This window comes from Vibrio sp. THAF64, assembly GCF_009363455.1.
Taxonomy (GTDB): Bacteria; Pseudomonadota; Gammaproteobacteria; order Enterobacterales; family Vibrionaceae; genus Vibrio; species Vibrio coralliilyticus.
On the sequence record NZ_CP045357.1, the window covers coordinates 154,270 to 174,258 of the forward strand.

General features: G+C 51.3%; 6 protein-coding genes. 1 reads left to right on the top strand and 5 read right to left on the bottom strand.

The genetic code is table 11. From position 1 onward, the window contains the following. Position 1: 1 nt before the first annotated feature. The 4 genes from FIU99_RS25540 to FIU99_RS25555 are packed head-to-tail and all read right to left on the bottom strand — an operon-like array spanning position 2 to position 3,328. Positions 2-829: an Ig-like domain-containing protein gene (locus tag FIU99_RS25540; protein ID WP_152472704.1), complete on the bottom strand. Its 828-nt coding sequence runs from the start codon at positions 827-829 to the stop codon at positions 2-4. Beyond that, complete coding sequence (locus FIU99_RS25545; RefSeq protein ID WP_152472705.1) at positions 829-2,097, bottom strand: hypothetical protein; 1,269 nt, start codon at positions 2,095-2,097, stop codon at positions 829-831. The genes FIU99_RS25540 and FIU99_RS25545 overlap by 1 nt, the downstream gene beginning before the upstream one ends. 14 nt (positions 2,098-2,111) lie before the next feature. Further along, on the bottom strand, positions 2,112-2,639 hold the full coding sequence (locus tag FIU99_RS25550) for an NADPH-dependent FMN reductase (protein WP_021457249.1): 528 nt from the start codon (positions 2,637-2,639) through the stop codon (positions 2,112-2,114). Then, positions 2,636-3,328 (bottom strand): pirin family protein, encoded by a 693-nt coding sequence (locus tag FIU99_RS25555; protein ID WP_043011769.1) that lies wholly within the window; start codon positions 3,326-3,328, stop codon positions 2,636-2,638. The genes FIU99_RS25550 and FIU99_RS25555 overlap by 4 nt, the downstream gene beginning before the upstream one ends. 137 nt (positions 3,329-3,465) lie before the next feature. Here FIU99_RS25555 and FIU99_RS25560 point away from each other — a divergent pair, with 137 nt between their 5' ends. Further along, the gene (locus FIU99_RS25560; protein ID WP_152472706.1) at positions 3,466-4,371 is read left to right on the top strand and encodes a LysR family transcriptional regulator; all 906 of its coding nucleotides are present in this window, start codon (positions 3,466-3,468) and stop codon (positions 4,369-4,371) included. Between the two features lie 308 nt (positions 4,372-4,679). Here FIU99_RS25560 and FIU99_RS25565 read toward each other — a convergent pair whose 3' ends face one another. Next, positions 4,680-19,919, bottom strand: coding sequence for a hypothetical protein (locus FIU99_RS25565; RefSeq protein WP_152472707.1), 15,240 nt, complete (start codon positions 19,917-19,919; stop codon positions 4,680-4,682). Between the last annotated feature and the right edge of the window lie 70 nt (positions 19,920-19,989).

Sequence of the window (19,989 nt, forward strand, 5' to 3'; positions counted from 1 at the left end):
CCTAGTCTTCACTTAGCTTGATCGGGATCTGGATAAGCTGATTTTGACCCAGAGACGAGTCAATGAGAGACGGCTGATCAAAAAGACCGGTGGGCCGGTTACCCACAATATCCTCTAGGATCGGATCGACAAACACCGAATAAGATTCGCTCGCTTGCCAAGAACTATTGGGGCTAAACACCCACTGGGATTCATGCGCTCGGACATCAATGGCGCCCGGAACCGATTGGCCCCGGCTGTCTTTGATCCTGATTCGAAACGCCAATGAGGTGTGGTCAATTGGCGACGGGAAACCCATGGTGATAGGCATGGTTGTCCCGCTTGGAGGCGAGCTGATGGTCCAATCGGACACCACAGGCCTGATGAAATGGGCTTTGCTCACGCTGAAGGTTTTGACAAACGTCGAGGCGCAGCCCGACGCACTCATGTCACCAGCCTCGACCACTAAATGATACGTTTCGCCCGCTTCAAGGGCCCGCCCTAGGGTATTGTGCGCGATCAACCCGGTTTTGACCCGGCCGGGATCAAACAGCAGGGTCAGTCTTGTTCTATCAGGGCTCCAAAGATCGACTTTGTTTTCAATGAAGACGCCGTCCAGTTGAGTGCCAGAGGCATCGGTCAGGTACACGTGTGACAACGCATTAGCCGTGTTCATTGGCTGTTCAAAGTAGACGTAAAACCTCAATAGGTTTTCAGGTAACACCTCAGCCGTCGGGTAGACGGCTGAGACAAGCTCGGTCGGAGGGTTCTCACGGCAATCCTTAGACTGAGCCAGGCCGGACGTCACAGAGAAGATCAGACCGATCGCGACTCGATGTGCCAGGTTCATTAGGTGTCATCCTTTTTGGACAGTTCGCGCGTCATATCAGGGTAACCCGCGTCGGTTTTGAGCAGATTTTGGAACTGTCGGAACATTTCCTGCTCTGGGTAGTACTGATAGTCGTCAAAGTTATACTCGCTGATGAAATCGTTGAGACGAAAATACGCGCCTTTTCGGAAGGACACTAAGTCAACATCACCGGTGCGCATATTCCGTTTCAGTGTTGCGATGAATTGGCCATCTTGATCCGCGGCTTGCATCACCCCTGACAGTGGAACGGGTCGAGTGGGCACGCCAGCTTTCGCCCACATCTCCGGTGTGGATAAGCCATCTTTTTTGTTGGCTTCGGTTAAATCGGCCACGCGGATCAGGTCGGCACTGCGCTCTTTATTGATCACCAGGACGAAGTCTTCTTGCTGCTGGGTATGGTCGGTGGCGGTAAAATGAATCACATCGAGTGGCGTGTTGCCATAGCCAAGCTCGGCGATCGTTTTGCCTTTGACGTGGGCGCCGTCTGACAGCTGAGCCGTAGGAATAGTGACCAAGGGCGTACAAGTGTAGGCGGCCACAACCGTTTCTACCCCATTGAGGTTCAACACTTCCATGGCCCGGATCGGCGCTCGGGTTTCGGTTTGGTTATGGACGGTGTGATAGATTTCAATCTGTGAGCGTGTGTCTTTGTCGGTGAACGGGTAGTCGACCTTGCGTAAGGTGGAGGCAAACTCTCCGGTCGACAAGCTCGACACATACAAGGTGCCGTTGACATAGTCTAAGTCCGTAATGGCCAGTGTGGTGGCTGGAATATCGCGCCAGAACGTTACGGCCTCTTCTGCGGTGTTGGTCAGGGCTTTCACCGTATGTTTGAACTGACTTAAGTTCACCTTCTCAATGTGCCCCTTTTGATTGGCTTTGATCAGTGCGACGCGTTTTTGCTCGCCTTGAAGGTAAGACACCGAAATGAACGCTTCCTTGCTGCGAGGGTGTATGGCGATGTCATGATAGTTCACATCGGTTGGCGCCACGTTCAACAGCGCAGCGATGGCCGTGCCCGCGCCTTCAAGATTGTAACTTTCAGAACGGGTGGCGGGGGCGACGTCTGGCAACTGGTAGGCGAAGATTTGGCCCGAATCGGAATCGGCTACAAACAGCGTATTGGACTCGGCAAACTCGAGGACGGTGGCCGACATTGGCAACGCATCGGCGTTCACGGGCGACGACAAGGCGCCCATTGACAGCGCCATCACGACGCTTTTCATTAAGGGTTTAAGGGGTAACATGTTCACCTCCAATGTTAACGGGTCAGTGTGTGGACCACAGCCTCGAGCTGACTGTGGATATGCGAATTAGTGAGTCGTTGGGTTGACGCATCAAAGTGGTCATAGAAACTTGGGATCGACAAGCTGCCTTTGACGTTTGCGCTAAAAAATGGGGCGGACTGCACCGCCACGTCGAGTACGCTGGCGGCCCCGCCGGGACCGGGCGAGGTGGCTAAAAAAACCACGGGTTTGTGTTGGTATACTTCTCTTGAAACTCGGCTGGCCCAGTCCAAGAGGTTCTTGAAGGCGGCGGTATACGTCCCGTTGTGTTCGGCCAGCGAAACGATGATCGCGTCGGCCTCTTTGAGCTTATCAATGAACTGCGTCGCCGCTGCGGGCTGGCCCATGGTTTTTTCGCGGTCTTCGCTATAGAGGGGCAGTTCAAAGTCATTGAGATCTAATACCTCAACGCGGCCGCCCTCGACTAAATGAGCGGCGTAAGTGGCTAAGGCTTTGTTGATGGACTGCTGACTGGTTGAGGCCCCTAGGGCGATGATTTTCATTGATTTTCTCCTTTCGTGATTAACACTAGACCCAGATCGCTTACCGCATTGAGCGTCATTTTCTGACCTTCGATAAGCTGGCCTTGTTTGACCTTCTCGCCATTGAGGATCGCCGTGCCCCGAGTGATGAGGACAACAAACGGTGTCGCCACCTCTACGGTCTCGTGATCGTCCAAGTACCCAATCTGGCAGTGCATGTGGCTGTCAAACGTGCCGTCGTCTGCACCGCCGAGTACGGTCGTCAGGCGACCTTCCGGCAGTGAGACATTGTGATAGGCGGGCTCAAGGCCAGGTTTCGGGGGCAAGAACCACAGTTGAACGATACCTGCCTGCGCATCATCAACGCTGAATTCGGCGTGCTGCATGCCAGTGCCGGCGCGCTGCACTTGCACGCCCGGCCCTTCAATGAGGGTCCCATCCCCTAAGGTGCCTTGATGGCCCACGCGACCATCGGTGATCAGGCTGACAATGTCGACGTCCTGGTGCGGATGAAGGGGCGCGCCATCATTGGGTTTAAAATGGCCGTAGGCGAGATAGATGAAATCGTCCAACCCGTGGCTGATGTCAGAATTGGACTGGGCGCTGGGCCACACTCTGGGACTCATGGCCATGCGAGTTTCCACAATGCCGGCAAAGCCGCCTTCGGGCAGTGTCGCTTTATCAATGATTCGAATGGTGTCGTTGTGCATCGGTCTCCCCTTACTCTTGAAGCCATAACTCCATCTCACACTCGTGTGTGAGCTGGATTGCTTGGCAGTGTAGTGCATGCTTTAATGTTATAAATAGAAGCTAACTGGCATACCTAATATGCCTTTAAGGAATACCTATGGATTCGATTGTGGCCATGCGCTCGTTTATTCGGGTAGTGGAGACAGGCAGCTTTAGCGCGGTCGCGAAGGAGCAAAATACCAACCAGGCGACGATCAGCAAGCGAGTGGCGGGCTTAGAAAAGAAGCTCGGTACCAAGCTGCTGGTGCGAGGCAGTCGGCGTCATACCCTGACCGAAGCTGGCCAGGCTTATTTTGAGCGCGTCTCACACATCGTTGCCGCCATCGACGAAGCGGAAGCGGAGGCTCGGTCATTAACCGCGACGCCGAAAGGCCATCTTAAAATCACGGTGCCTACCATGTTTGGCAGCCTGTACGTGGCGCCGATCATCTCAGAATTTTTGGCCGCGTACCCGGACATCGATTTGGACATCAAGTTTGATGAAAACCTGGTGGCTCTGGTCAAAGAAGGGATTGATGTGGCGATCCGCCTTGGCGATTTGCAAGACTCATCGATGATGGCCAAGACGCTGGGGTATGATGAATTAATCATGGTCGCGTCCCCAACGTACCTCGAGCGACACCCCGCGCCGACTCGGCTGGAAGAATTGAATGCACACAACTGCCTCATCTACAGCTTGTCGCCAAAGCGCGGCACGGTGTGGACCTTTAACCGCACGCCGGGCGCCTCCGAAATACCAGTATCGGGGAATTTTCAATGTGACAATGGTATCGGGCTCAAGGAGATGTTGCTGGCCCATGCCGGGATCGCCTTGATGCCCCGATGGATGGTGGATAAAGAACTGCGCACGGGCGACTTAGTCCACCTGCTGCCGGACTACGCTAAGCGCTACCCCATCAGTGCTGTCTTCACCAACAACCAATACGTACCGCTCAAGGTAAGAGTGTTTTTGGCCTTTATGGAAACAACCATCGCCGCCGATCCGGTTTTATCCAAGGTGTAGCGCCCGGGTTTGAACGCGGTGGGGGCTCACCCGCTCCGTCTTAACGCCTCAATAAGCTGTTGACGTTCGTGGTTCGACAATGAAAACCATTTCTCGCCTCGCGTGGCAATGTGCACCAACGCCTGACTGAGCGGCTCTGTCCTTTCCCTTACCTTGCGCCTGAACACACTGTTCTTTGATGATCACCACGCTGTTTTCTGGTTTCCCAGTTTAAGGCTCCTACACCGTAAAAGAAAAGGTCTAGCTTTCAAGCTAGACCTTTGACAGCAATCTTAGGCGCTTGGAGACGCGCCTTCGTCGTCGCTTAGTTAGGATACGGTCGGAGCCAGTACTGGTTGTATGGTATAGCGCCCTTCCGAAGTCCGACTGTCAATAGACCCTGGCTCATCACCAAAAGTGGCCATCGCCCCGGTGAGCTTCGCAAGACGGATATTGTCCACAAAGACAATGTCTCGGTTCTCGTCACCGGTATTGAGCACTTCAACCTTGAGATTTTTCCCTGAGGCCTGCTGATGGACTTGACCATCGACATTAAGCGTCAGCGTATTCCATCGGCCATACCCCAAACTCTCCCTCGCTTGATTGGCCGACAATGCTGCATTGCCTAATAAGGTATCGCCTGCCCATAGACGAATTTCGAAGCCAGAGACACTATTACCGTACTGGCTATTGCCTAAATCCATCGCCAACTGATAGTCAGCAGTGGCATCAAAAGTGTCACTCAACTCCTGACTTATCGAGCTACCGCTCCAGCTAATCTGCATGAAGTTGCTACCATCTACAGCGGAGATATAACTCCCTTCCCGTAGCATTGCCGTATTATAGCCTGCTAAAGTCCACCCCGGCACATCCCTAGCTAAGGTGTTTTCGGGGATCTTTTTACTATCAAATGACGCATTTTCTATCGCTATCTCCACTCTGGCCGCTGGAACCATGTCGCCCTCTTTCGGTGGCTCAACCGCGATAGAGGCCACCGCGGCAGTTTCCCGCTCAATGGCGACTGTCGTAAAGTCGACCTCCTTAATCCAACGATCTCGGTCATAGCTTCCCGATATTCCTCGCAGACGATAACTCTGGTAAGGAACACCACGCGTATCAATGGCCACAGTCATGTCATCTTGCTGCCCACTCCAGGCTAATGGCGAGGACACGCTTATCCATTGTCCTCTCGCATCCAATGCTTCAACACGGTAGCTGCCGGAACGTGTGGTATCGGGTTGATCTGCATCGGCCACGGCATAAGCCGTGCGCAATGTCAGTGAGGATAACGCCACCTTGTGCTTCATATCAAAACGAATAAACGCTGCACGATCGTCTGTGTTAGGGTTGGTCAGATCAGGCGCCTGCATAACCACATCATAAATATTGTCGTCGACCTCATTGTTCGCCGCCCGCCAAGCAAACGCCTCTCCCGCTCGGTCAGAGCCATCCACCAAATTACTCGGATTACTCCGACCAAACCAACTTTGTTCCGATGGCACTTGACGTACACTTCGATCGATATAGCCTTGCTCCCACAGTTTAACGACACCATCGACTTGACCTTGAGCAATCTGAATGGGTGTCGGAGAGCCTCCTCCTGAGCCTAAGACTGGGCCAGGGTTGATCACCTGTTCGTATCCCGCCAATGTACCACTTGAAGGACTGGCTCCTAATCGGGTGACGTTGCCGTCCCCATCAATGCCTAAGTACTCTTTGGCATAATAAACGGTCTGCTCCACGGGGGAGTAGGACGATAATATACCGCTGGTTGAGACTTGAATGAGATTCCCTCTGGCACCACTTTCGTATTGCTCCCGGTGGGTGTTCGCGGCCAGAATATCTTCCCCATTCACGTTCGCTTCCAGCAACCTAAGTAGCTGAGAATTATCACTAATCCCTACTTTCATCAGACTATCGAGACGCTCGTAGTCCAACACGCCTAACTCCGAAAGTTTCCACGCCAGTTCACTTGCTCGTTTCGCTAAGAATCCTTTTTGGATCAGCGCTTGAGTCAAGAGATTCACATCGTTAGGTAAACTCGGTTCAAAGGTATGTTTCTGCCTAAAATCCCCTCCCAGTGCGTTGCCCAGCCAATTGTATAGATTGAGCTCCTTTTCTCTTTTGGTCGGATAGCTTTGGTACATTCGACGCGCGAGCTCATCAAAACGCTCCTCCGGTGCGTTACCCGCGATGGTGTGACGGATCCGTTCTCTATCCCACTCAGGGATCTCAAGCGTGGTCAGTAAGCTATCAAGCAACTGTGTTTGAGAGTGAGTTAGGGTTCCCGTTGAGGCGCGATCTTGCATAAAGAAAGCGTTATCATCACCGCGCAATGCCAGAGCAAAATCAGCTAAGCGGTCTTCGCCTGGGTACTGCTTTTCCACCTTGCTATACGCTTCAACATTCTGCACTGATAAGCCATATCGGTGTGCATCAAAGATGAACTGTGGGGTTCTTCCCATGTTTTCCAAGGCGACGGCATAAGCAATGCTCGTCTCTTTGTATAGCCAACTCTGACCCGATTTCACATACGCCGCAATGAACGATTCGGACAACTGCCCATTGACGGCCTTCAGCACAGATACCGCCCGCTCTAACTGACCTAGGCTGGTTAGGCCTTCATCGATCAGGGTTTGTGCGCCCTGCGCTGAGAAGCCTTTAACCTGAAGATAAGTCGCCACGTCGCTATCCCTAGCTCCCCATGTTTGGCCATCCGTTTGGAAGATACTATCAATTTGACGATCGCTCGCTAGCCCTTCAGTGATCCGACGCTCGCTGTAGCCACTACTGTAAACCCTATCGTTTAGATAGCGAGTCGAGCCAAAACGAATTCGTGATGAACCGTAATCGTTCAAATTAATCGTAGTGACCTGTTTTCCTCCCCAGCCTTTGGCGATCACTGTCAAGGTATGGTTCCCCTCAAACTTCATCACTATCTCATCATTAGGCTGGCTGACGGGGCGACCACTGATTCGAGGCGTTTGAGTGTAGATGGTTTGTTCAACACCGTTGTAATACCCCTCTCGCGTGTAGGATTTGTAGCAAAGGTAGCCCTCGTCATCGAGGTAAAACTTAAAGCCATTTTGCCCCCGGTAGCCCGTACTAAACAGCGCACGTTCACCCACGTTATAATTTGCTGGGTAATGTTTGACGTATACCGTGAAATCGGTACTGTCTGGCATGGTGTAGAAATCTGACGCCTCACTGCCACGCTCTTGCCCTAATGCCAATAATGACGTCACTTGCTCTCGGCTTGTAACGCCATTCTGAATGTAGGCCACCCAGTCTCCACGCTCCACGTTGAGTTCGGTAAACAAGGCCTGTTCGGCTTGATGATAATCCGCTGGAATGAGCACCTCGTCATAGGAGCCGCCCTGCCACGCAAAACGAACCGAATCTGGTTTGCGGTAGTAGTCTCGAACAAAGAGCGTCTGATCCCCTTTCGATAACTTCAAATCGAGGCCTTGTACTTCTTGTTGATAACCATCAACTGGCCCCGATAAGTACAGGGTCTGTGTACTGCCCCCTTGGGCGTTACTGCGCAAGATATGTGTTCCACCGCCTAGAATACCGGCATCACTATCTTGGGAATGAACAAAGTAACCGCTGACAGGGTCCACCGCTGGTAAACGCATCACCGTCTCCCCCAGCTTTAACTGAAGATGCTGCGCGCGAACGTCTGCGACATAATTCTGTAGCATCACTGTTTTCGTTGGTTGCCCTGAGATCTGTATTTCTAGATCATCGCCCTGTCTCACAAAGGCTAACTGGTTCACCGTGACACCACTGCCTAAATCCAACGTATCCAACTTCTGATCCGCAGCGACGTTATTGATAACCCAATGTATTTTATCTGAAGAACGAACGGGGATAGCATAGTGATCATGGCCATCCAAGCCCGCGAGTTCACTGGCTTGAGCTCCAGATAACTGATTGTCACCGATATTCCCTAAATACTTAGACGGCGAAATCGTGACATTGTTTTGGCCCCCATTGTGGGTCAACTTCACGTCTACGGCATGACCGAAATACCCCTTAATGTTCAAATGAGGCGTATTGGCCAGCCCCACTTGAGCCTTATCGGCGTAGTAGAGGATCAAATCATCGGCCACACGCACCTGCACCAATTTGTCGGCCAACGCATCCGATGGCAGAAAAAGCGAAATACCTTGCTGATGTTCAGCCAGTTTGGCTGCCTCCACGGTGACCGTGTGTTCGACTTGGCTTAGATCGAGCTGAGTGACACTGTCTTGAGTTTGGCTATGCTTTAGCTCTCCTCCTACCTGTTCCACCTGCTTTTCTACAGCATCCGTATTGACGGGCGTCAACCGGCCTTGCTTATCACCGTCAGCCTCAGGCAACGCAATCGAAACGATTTGCTGCCCTTGCTCTGCCCCCTGTGGAGGACTTAGCCATAACTGAACCACACCAGACTGACTCACCTGTGTATAATCACGGATTTGCAGCTCTAGTTGAGAGTGCGGATCGGTCGACTGGATCACCAAGGTGTCATCCACCATCCCGTATTGTAACGACGACAGCGACGCTTCAAGGACAAATTGCATGAGCTGGTTGGTATGAGCCTCAGCCACAAATACGCCCGCGCCTTGTTGTAAGTTATAGGTATTCACCGCTTTGTCATTGGTGATATAACGAAGCTCCGATGCCGTATTTTCATCAAAGACGAATGTTTTCGCCACTTGAGTCAACGATTTCGCATGGCCATCGATTAAACCAAGACCTGGTAACGAGAAACTGTATCCATAAGGGTCTAGCAGCTGAATGACTTTACTGGTGTCTAGGCTACCGTCAGATTTGTACACTCCTTTTACGGTCAAAGTTCGCCCTGCATCTATCAACTCTAGGTTGTACCCTCTACGACGGATATGGATATCGCCATAGCGAGAGGATAAGCTAATCACCAACGTCTGGGTCGCTTTGCCAGAAATACCTTGCAAGGTGATTTCAGCATCTCCCTTACCATTCCACAGTACGGTATCATCGGAAGTACTCATTACTCGGTTATCGTTGTTCAACGAGTAGGTATTACGGCCTCCGCCACCCGCTATTTCAACATCGGTCCCCGACACATCAAAAAACTCATCCCGCTCTGTACCAGTGATCTCTGCACGACCAACGTTTTTAATGATGTAACTCTCAATCCCGTTCACATCAACCCGCTTATCAACGTGGCGCGTGACATCAGCACTACTTGAGGAATTGGCCCCCCGATCACCAGAGCGATGCACTAGATTGTCCATGATCACCAGCTCTCCGGTATAGCTGAGCACAGACTGGCTCCCCTGACTTGGTGCCAGTGTGACGGCTAATCCTCTTGCATCTAGGAGCACGCTGTCTTGCCCGCCTTGACCATCAATGGTTTTTATCTCTGTCAAGGCATCGAGGTTGAACGCATCCTCTTTTTCAGCGCCCATTGCTGCTGCGAGCACCGCGCCACTCAAATTAAACAAGTTTCGCTTCCCTGTGCGGCCATCAGCACGATAGTCAGGATCGGCGTCGCCTAGCTGGGCCCAGACAGTGTCGCCATTGGTCAGATAATCTGAGGTAACGGTTTCCACCCCTTTATATTCTATCTGTTTTTGCAGCACATAATCATGAGTGCCTCCCCAGGCAAATTTCCCATACGAAACCTTATTCTCTCGATCTCGAACTTGGAGGTACTTGTAGCCATCTTTAGAGAATAGATCTGACAAGTAGGCTTTCGTCTCGTCCCACTCCTCATTGAGGCTCGTCTGCAAGCTCTCAACGTCTGTTTTTATAGCGCGAGCTAGTTTAAGGGCCTCGGTTTCCACACCGATCCACGAGGCAAAGAACTGTTCGACTTTGTCTGCCGTACTAGAGAAATAGTCACCGTACTCTGCCAACTGTAAGGCGCCTTGCACCACCCCATTGATGATGAAGCCAGCCGCCGCAATAGCAACCCCAATCGGGCCGGCCGATGCGGCAATGGTGCCTAGCACAGACGCTGCCACCGCAGAACTCAGTGACGCGGCGATTGAAACCCCCGTCAAGGCTAAGCTCGCCGCTGTCGTCACCGTCGTCAGAACGGTATTCGCCACCAGTGATTTGTACTCAAAGCTATTGGTATCCCCATTCCCCGACCAGAAAGACTCCCACTGCATACCGATAGAGGCAAACGTAATTGGCGCAAGCGCCACGTCTAGCACACCGGCTTTCACCACCGTGGCCGCTTTGCTAAACTTACTGGCCGCCCCCAACGCTTTACCCGCCGCACTTAACGCTTTGGACACTGCGCTACTCACAGGTGACATCGCGACACCACCAACGATTTCGGTCATCGTCAGACCTTTATCTGTGGTCGACATCTGATCCCAGCTTGCCACAAGCTGACGAACTGAATTCAATGTCTCAAAGACATCCAGCGCCGAACCAAAGTTATCCACCGCGCCGAGCATGGCTCCTTTTTTGTTCGCACGCTGTAACTCGACATTGTCAGTGAAGGTCTTCAGCGTTGTCGAGCTATCTGTATCGAGATGGTTGCTAATGCGGTAGTAAGCGTCCGGCGATAATTTCACCATCGCCGCAGCGAGTCTCACCCGATCCATGCCATCACATGAATGGATAAACTGCTCAAAGTGCTGACTATTGACACTGATCACGCCAGCGCTATCGGAACCGATCAAGTTGTTATCGTGTAAGAACTGCCGAGCGTCCGTCTCTGACCACTTGGCCAGTTGCATCACCACATCGGTGTCATTTCCCGGAGCAATCCGTTTTTCGGTCGCATCTAGCGCCATCTGTTGTAAGATTTCAGTTTCTGACAAGCCCGAATGAGCGGCTTTGAGTGCTTTAAAACTCTCTAAGTCAAACCCTGTCGTATCTTTGGCCAACACATACAAGTTTTGCAGTTGGCGACGTTGAGTCACATCTAACCCTTCGCTCATCGACAACCATTGAGCCCGCTCATCCGCCTTATCTCCCAAGAGATTTACGGCTTGTTTGGCGACCTCAATTTCGAGTGAAACCGTTGGAGATCGCCTCAACGTCTCAACAAACTGAGCGGCAGGCGCGTCGCTTGCTATACCGTCACCCAGTAATTGATTGACATCGCCGCCATGCATTTCCAACTGTTTTTTCACCAGACTGGCGATGTTCTCCAGCTCTGGCTGTGCGGGTACTTGAGATAACACGTACGCAAAACGAGCGGGGTCAAACTGCACGGCGACGGTACCGCCTGCCTCTAACTGAGCAAGAAGCGGCATCGTGACGGGTTTACCTTCAATGGTCGCGCCCATATCATGCAACAACACAGCGGAGAGCTCGGTCCCACCTAGTGAGACGGGCTCAGCGGTAAGGAGCTGTTGACGATTATACGCTCGCCACTTCGCGACTTCGCTTTCGTGGCCTAAATAGCCAAACATGTCTTGCACATTGGCACTATCGTTAGCCAAATGACTCGGGATAGCCCCTTCAATGCTTGGGGCCAATTCACTCAGTTTGGACCACGTATCAAGCTGAACTTCTAAGCTCGAATTAACGTGGCTATCCACCAATTGCAGCACGTTGCGCGCCACATCTACGTCGAGTCCAGCTTGCAGCAAACTATCAACATCGGTGGTTTTCAATTGTGTTTTGAGCAATTTCAGCGCCGTTTCGGCCACAGGCTGCTTCGCCTGAGTCGCCATAAACTCCACGAGATCCCGCCCCGAATAACTCAGCTTACTGATCAAATCGGAGGCAGACAGATCCATATCGGCACTGAGGCGTCGGCCATCGATCGACGCCCCCATTTGGTATAACAATGCAGGCGACACTTTCAACCCAGCCAAGTCGATATCCGCCATTTGCCTCAAACGCTGATATTCTGTCAGGTAATGCCCCTCAGAGAGCAGCGTTTTTAACTGCTGTAATGAGGCATTGCTTTCTGCCTGATGAGGCTCAAAGCGATACAGCTCAAACTGAAGCTCTCCATTTCCGGCTTTATCCGCCGCATAATAGTCTGCCAACGTCCCTTGCCAACCATCGCCGGCCTGCTGAAGGTGAGCTTTTACTATTTTGCCCAATGCGTCGGCGCTATTCACCGAGTTTTTAGAAGAAACCACCACATCGGCAAAGTTGGGATCGTAGAAGAAGTAACTCGCTTTACCCGCGATCGTTTTTTTCGCTAATACGAGCGCGTGATTACCGGTATTGAGCTGATAAAAACGGTCGCTGCTATTTTGTCCTAGCCGATGAATAACCTGAGTTAAACTCTGCTTCCCTTCACCGACTAATAGGCGCCCTTGACCATTCGCTGAATCCGCTTGTAGCTGATCTAAGGCTTGAGTGAATGCCAGCGTTTGTTCGGCTTCTTTCTGCGAAACCGTCCCATCTGTCGCCGAATTGCGCACAATCTCAGAATGGGTGAACACGCCATCCAAAAAGGTATTTTTGAATCCTGCGTCACCACCCTGAGACAAAGCGTAAAGATAAGCCTGCCCTAATCCCGCACACTTTCCTTGGGTGTCCGTATTACCGACATACATGGATTGAGGGGCAAAATGCAGTTGTGCCTTGACCCCCTTTGCGTGCTTATCAACCACTTGACTTAAGCCTACCGCCCCAGACTGAAGGAGCCCTTCCCAACGGACTAACTTCTCAACCAACTGAGCACCATTCATTTGGCTCACATCGACGGACTCGGTATAGCCTGCGCGAATACGCGTAATACCATCTTTGAACTTGGCAAACTCGACGGGGTTATTGACCGTCTTTCGCAGCGCCGCCAGATCGAGTTCGCCATTGGCATCGGCAAAAAACTCACTCAAAATAAAACGTTGAGCAGGATCGAACTCTGAGGAAATTACGTCTCCACGAGCGTAAGCTTCCATTAAGCCCACAATGGCGAGACCGCGGTAACGTTCCGAAGAGGCCCCCGTTTGGCGCCTCAGCGACGGCGTTTGATCCGGCAGCGCTTTAAGACTGTCAATGTCGCCTTGCGACAATGCCGTCTCACGTAATAACAATGTCCCTGTGTAGCCATCACTCATTGCTTGCAGCACTCGCTCGCTATCGGCTCGGACCACTTGTCTGATCTGCGCCTTCGATAAACGGACGATTTTTTGTTTGCCTGCTTGCTCTGAGATATACACCAACTGGCCATTCCATACATTGATGGTCTGTGTGTTCGCCAACGCCCCTTCCGGCTCGAACAACGGCCGGATATCCGACGTCACCAATTCCTCTGCCGCCAATAAATGACGCTCAACCATAGGATCGAATGTATTCGCGAGCGCGTCAGCGTGAATACTATTTTCCAGTTGCGAACGTAAGGCGGCGAATTCCTCTGCCGTTCCCGTCTCTCCACTGCCATTCAAATTGAACAAACGACGAATTTCAGCAATATTCGCGGCGGTAAGGGAGCGAGACGCGCCGTCTTTTGTGGCTAGATTTAGTCGAGCGATCAAATGATCAACGTCATTCGGCTCAAACAACTGCCAGATATCCGACGACACCAACTCCTCTGTTGCCAATAAATGACGCTCAACCATAGGGTCAAATGCACTCGCGAGCGTGTCAGCGTGAATACTATTTTCCAATTGCGAACGTAAGGCGGCGAATTCATCTGCCGTTCCCGTCTCTCCACTGCCACTCAAATGGAACAAGCGACGAATTTCAGCAATATTCGCGGCGGAAAGGGAGCGAGGCGCGCCGTCTTTGGTGGATCGATTAAATTGAGCAATCAAATTATCAACGTCAAAGGTCGTCACTGGACCATTGTTCGCATATAAATCGGCTAGCAATGATTTGACGGATGCTTCTGCGCCTTGGCTACTGCTTACCGCATCCGGTGTTCCAAAGCGGTTGCTGAGTGTCAGTAACACACTATTTACCCCATCATGCACGGCACTGTTGAATCCGCTTAAATTCAGCCCTGAAGTCATCTCTGTCTGTGTAAGTCTTGAGCCACTGTAGGTAAACACGGGCGCAAGTTGGGATGGACGTGGCGTCGAGTCCAGCGCACGAATGCCATCCAGATGCTCATTGGCCGTTTGTAAATACTGCTTAACGATTTCGGCTCGGTCTTCAAAGAGATCACGTATCACTTCCGAATCAAGTTCGTCTTTCGCCATCTCTTTAAGCGCGGTGAGGGCTTGCTCTGGTGTCACCTTATGCTGCGCTGCATAGTGCGCTTGGTACGCCTCTGCATAGGCCTGCGAATAAGCCCCCAAATCCGGTTTGAGCAAACTCAGAACCGAATCAAGCAGTGCTTTTTGCTCGGCAATATCAGGGTTCAATCCATCATCAAAGCCGAGTCCGCGTTCCATATTTTCCAGTAACGCGTCATATTCTTTCTTCAATTCAGCACTGAATTCCTCTGGCGTAACGTCGGCATTCTGATAATTCGCCAACGCTTTAAACTGATCTTTTAACTTGTACCAATAGCGTTCAGTATCGGAATAGAAGAGCTTAATATCCGCTGTGTTTCTCGACAACGAAAGCTCTGCACTGCTATCAAAGTTCAGCAATAGAGCGTTCAAACCACCGGATGTTTTATAGCTGTGTGCTTCATTCACGGAAAAACCGGTAATTTCAAAGTTAGCACCGTCCATAGCCAGCTTATTGACGAAGGTAACGTAATCACCGTCTGTTTTAGGATCGTAGTTACTCACTTGATGCATGGCTTGCGCGGTGAACTGCATCGCGACTTTGATCGGTTTGTTCTTTTGCACAAACAAATTGGAACCAAGGTGGGCTTTCAGTTCTTGTATATCACGCGAAAGATGGGGGTTGGCTTTGCCAAGTGATTTAAGCTGTTTTTCAAAACGCTTTTTATCATCAGGGGACGTAAACGCGGCCAGCTGTTTCAACGCGTCGATCTCCGGCTTCAAGGTCGGATGACTTCCCTCGAGTCGCGCCAGTTTCGTCGCCAGTGCATCTCGGTTCGCAGGCGTCGTAAAACTGGTCAGTTTCTCCAACTGCGTCTTAAGTGCAGGGACGCGTTCGAGTAGCTCTTTGACTTTAGAGAGTTCCATCAATGTGCCGGTGCGATTTATCGTCAGGTCCCAAGTGACTTTAGAGAGTCCTTTTTCAGTGTACTCAAATTTGAACCCGTCTCGTGGGTGCAGTTTTTGATTATCTGGATAGAGTTTTATCCCCCCTCGGTCCCAGTTCTTCTTCGCAGTGTAACCGAGTGTCCCTATGCTTAGCGGCGAATAATTGGTCCGCATATGCGTATCATATTCGTTGTTTCGCAGCAGCTCAGGTTGATCGTACTCTTGCAATTTGAAGCTTCCAGGGTTTGCCCCAACACTCGCTTCGATTCCTAACGAATTGAATAGGCCAATTTTCTCGCTGATCCCATGGCTATACCCCCCTGTCGAAGAAAACTTCGTTTCCGCGCTCACCTCGTGCTTAAATACGTTACCCGTAACTTTAATGCTCGGAATGGAAAGACTGAATCCGTAGCCCGTTTTCAATCCACTGTCTTTGTAGTCTGGATTGGTCACTCCAGCACCGACGCCTAACCCTGCCGCTCCGACCACATCGAGATCGTGCTTAAGCCCCTGTTTATGGCTAACATCCCCTTTATCCGCATCGGCCAACAGTTGATCCGGTGTCATGCTTCCACTTAACAGGCCACGAAGGACACGCTGCAGTTTACCATTGTCATCTTGGTCAATACTGAAGGTCGCCACGTTCTCCACATTGTATTCAACCTTATCGGTTGCGGTGACTGAAGCGGAGGCCATCGCATAGCCTTTGCCCACTTTGGCGCCACCTCCCGCGGCCAAACCCACCGATAGGCTGACATTACCTTTGTTAACATGGCCAACTTTAATTTTGACCCCTGTCGCGGTCTTCTCAAAACTGAGCTTGTAGTCGTTTCCGCCCCCTGCCCCAACCGAGCCTGTGATACCGGCTGTAAACAAACTCTCGAACGGGTTTTCCGCCAAATTACCGCCATGGCTGATCCCGGCTTTCAGTCCCCAAGCCGCTTTCAAATCGACGTTGTCACCCACACTCATCGATTGGAGCAAGCGAGTGTATTGCTCAACCACATCGCCTTGAACCGCCCCTTGACGATTTAAGGCGCGTTGCAGTTTATGATCACCGTCTTTCATCCCCGCAATGACTTTATCAAACGTGCGGTAGAAACGATCGGCTTGATTTAAACTATCAAAATTGTTCTTAAACAGCTTATTGATGCTGCTTTCTTGGCGTTTGTTTTCAAGATCAGTGAGGGTTTCTGTCAGTTGCGTAAGCGAGTCTGTTGACGTATCGCCCGCTGTGGTTTTTTGCTGCATCTGCAGCAAGGTAGACTGGTTATTCACCAACTGCGCGGTCAAAGCGCTCAAATCACCGCTTCCCGCAGGCAGATAGACTTTGTGATCCAGCATCGTCTTCAAGGTTTCGGCAACCGAATCCTCCGCTCCAAACAAAGAAACCTGACGGTCGTAAAGACGCTTGACGAGGTTTTTGTCAGAAAGGTGCTTGTCTCCACCAAAAAAGGCCTGTATTTGACGAAATACACTGGTGTGCTCAAAGGAGGAATTCAACTTACCGGTGCGATCCAATAACCCTATCTGCTTATTGATTCGCTCCAATATCTTCGCTTGCTCATCCTGGATCAGCGTTTTACTGTCGGTGAACAGCGCCTCTCTCTCTGGCTGACCATCCCCAAACTTCTTATATCTGGGTTGATTAAGCAACGACCACGCAGAAGCCAGTTCTTTATGAGCGTTATTGATTTGATGGTAGAACTTACCCCGTGTCGTCGAAGGCTTAAGGTGCGCCTTAAACCAACTGGTAAAACGCTGCGTTAAGCTTGGGTCCCGCTGTTTTGATGGCACTTCTAAACGCTGTGCCCCTGTCAGCTGATTGGGCTTTTTATGCGCTTTTTCGCCACTACTGAACAGGAGGCCTGAATAGCTTGATTCCAGCCTCGAGTAATTCAGTTGATCATACAGAAGATCAAACTCTGGTTTACCTTGCGCCGTGGTGTATTCAAGCCAACCATCCATGCCTTGATAACGATAGACTTTGCCATCGGTGGCTCTACCGGCAACACTGCCATCCTGAAGCGTCATCAAGCGCTGAAATTCAACACCTCGCGGAATCGCTTTTGTTGCCCAACTTTGCCCTTTAGGTTGGTAAACCTGCACCTCTCCGGCACTGCTATCGAGTAACCAGAGGCTACCATCGTTATGAATCGTGAGGCTTTGACTGGCTATCCCCGCCTTCGGTAATGAAAGCGTGCTCGGTTCGACCACTGTCTTCCAGCGAGTATCATAGATGTGCAAGCTATCATCGCTGGCTTTAATGGCAACTCGTCCATCGGCCAAGACCGAAAAATCGGCGCCTGCAGGGTCGACTTCCACCAAAGGCGACCATTCGCTGCTGCCCTCTAACTTGCGATAGACCTGCCCATTGGAATCCAGTAACCATTGCGTCCCATCAGGCGCGGTCACTGCTTTTTTTATCCCTGATATCGCCTCGCCATACGCGTCAAATACCTCTGTTGGTGATACCGATATGGGTTGCAGTTCTCGCTCACCCTCCGCACGTTGAATACCTAAGCTCACCGAGCCTAAATCTTCTTCTTTGACTGATGCACTCTGCAGTTGGCCATCTTGATCGACATACCAGATGGTCCCGGTTGCAGAGACCGCAAACTGCTGAACGCCCTCAGGTAACTGCACCGACTTAGTCAGAGTACGCAGCAATCCATCTTCCACGTCGGTTTCCAGTGTCGATTCAACAAAGCCATATTGATTCAGACGGACTAATTCACGCTGTTCATTCAGGGCATAAATCGCCCCATCGGCACCCAGTTTAAGTTGGCGGATCCCTTTGGTTGGCGTTGGCATCCATTCATTTTGAATAAAGGAGTAATACATGACTTGGCCATTGAGCAAACAGTACTGTCGCTTATCACCAGCGGTAATAATCCCATTTCTTTCAATGTCGCCACCGGGGAACACACCTCGGTAGTCAGCACTCACCAGTGATTGAACGGCGCCTGTACTTGGGTTCAAAACACCGAAGGTCTGCTTTTGGTCGCTATCTTGTTGCCAAACAATCAAGCGATCATCATTATCACGAAATACTTTGAGCACATCGGCTTGGTTCTCGCCTTGTAAGGTGAGCGACTGAGGTGCAACTTCATGTGATCCGCCCGATACAGGAAGGTCAAATTTCACCACCGCGCCACTTTCGGTGACACCCACGCCCAGATTGTCGACAACGCTCAGTGAACGTAACGTCTCTGGTTCACCCGATGGTGTCGTCAGGCCTTTCAGGGTTATCGACCCTTCTAAGCCACCTAGCGTTCGTATCACGCCATCACTGCCTAAGACATAAGTTGCGCGGCTATTTTGAACGACCGTTTGGATCGTCCCTGCGGCAATCGAAACAGGTTCTGCCTGAATGACATTGCCATCTGCCGATTCGCTGATGGTTAATACCTGATCAGCACCAAAGACGGCGACCGCTTTCCCCGTGGGACTTAGGCTCAGTTCAGAAACATCCGTATATTTCGTTTGGAACCAGCCATTCTCTTTGCTGTATTGAAACAGTACGCCATCACGAACCAAGTAGGCGCTGTCTCCCACTGTGACGGTCCCAGTCAACAAATCAAAGGTCCCACTTTGGCGCACATCACTAATATCGGCAGACAGCACGGGCAACGCGGCGCCCTGCTCATCATATCGCTGTAACAACACCTGACCCCTATTGACCGTGAGTCGCCCTGTATTGAACTCGCCAAGCTGGGTGAATGCTTCAATAGGGTTCGCGCTACGGTAGTAGCCCGATACGCCATTTTTCTGCTCAAATACATGCAAGTAACCGTGCGTATCCAGCGCAAAACCGCTCCCATCCTCGGCAGTATGAATGGCAACATATTTGACATTCGCTTTAGTGAAAAACGCGGTCATCGCCCTAGAAGCCGCAAGATCGAGCTTGTTGTCTGCGTCGATCACCGTCACTGCAACGGTGCCGTATTTATCTAGAGACCAAACATGGCGGGCTCCACCGTGACTCAGCACTCTCACGTCTTTCACTCGGTGAGGCATTTTAATCACGCTTTCAAACTGTTCAGGTTGAGTTTGAATGACCCAATATCGTCGGCTACTCGCTTTCACCTTGCCTTTATCTAGGGCATCGTACATAACGTACATACCGTTAGGCTCTCGAATGGCGGTTGGTTGACCGGCATCAATGAGTTGCCGCCACTGGGCCGTTTTGCTCTGGTGTAAGGTCACGGCATCTGCGATGGGGATCGCTCGACCATTTTCCATACGGAAGGAACGGATCACCAATTCACGCCCCGATAAACCAACCCCTGAGCGGTAAACAAAAGAAGCCACTTTATTCCCGTCACTGTCAACGTTCACATTCATGCTGAGCAAGGTATCCGTATGCGTCATGATTTGACCGTCAGCGCGATCAACATGGCTAGCCGCGGCCAACAATTGGCTGTATTCCTCATGCGTCTCATACTGACCTGTTACCGCATTGTAGGTAGACACCGTCAAAGGCTGGTGAGAGAAATTTACTTTCAGTAACTCGCCAGTTTGTGTAGGGATAATTCTGTCTGTCATTGTTATTGTTCTCCGATTTCGAATAATTGGCGCAGCGATGAGCCACGTGTTGTGCTGATCCCCTGCCCCC

Bases quoted from the DNA above. Each gene is read 5' to 3' on its own strand.
- FIU99_RS25540 (WP_152472704.1), bottom strand. From the start codon at position 829: ATGAACCTGGCACATCGAGTCGCGATCGGTCTGATCTTCTCTGTGACG.
- FIU99_RS25545 (WP_152472705.1), bottom strand. From the start codon at position 2,097: ATGTTACCCCTTAAACCCTTAATGAAAAGCGTCGTGATGGCGCTGTCA.
- FIU99_RS25550 (WP_021457249.1), bottom strand. From the start codon at position 2,639: ATGAAAATCATCGCCCTAGGGGCCTCAACCAGTCAGCAGTCCATCAAC.
- FIU99_RS25555 (WP_043011769.1), bottom strand. From the start codon at position 3,328: ATGCACAACGACACCATTCGAATCATTGATAAAGCGACACTGCCCGAA.
- FIU99_RS25560 (WP_152472706.1), top strand. From the start codon at position 3,466: ATGGATTCGATTGTGGCCATGCGCTCGTTTATTCGGGTAGTGGAGACA.
- FIU99_RS25565 (WP_152472707.1), bottom strand. From the start codon at position 19,919: ATGACAGACAGAATTATCCCTACACAAACTGGCGAGTTACTGAAAGTA.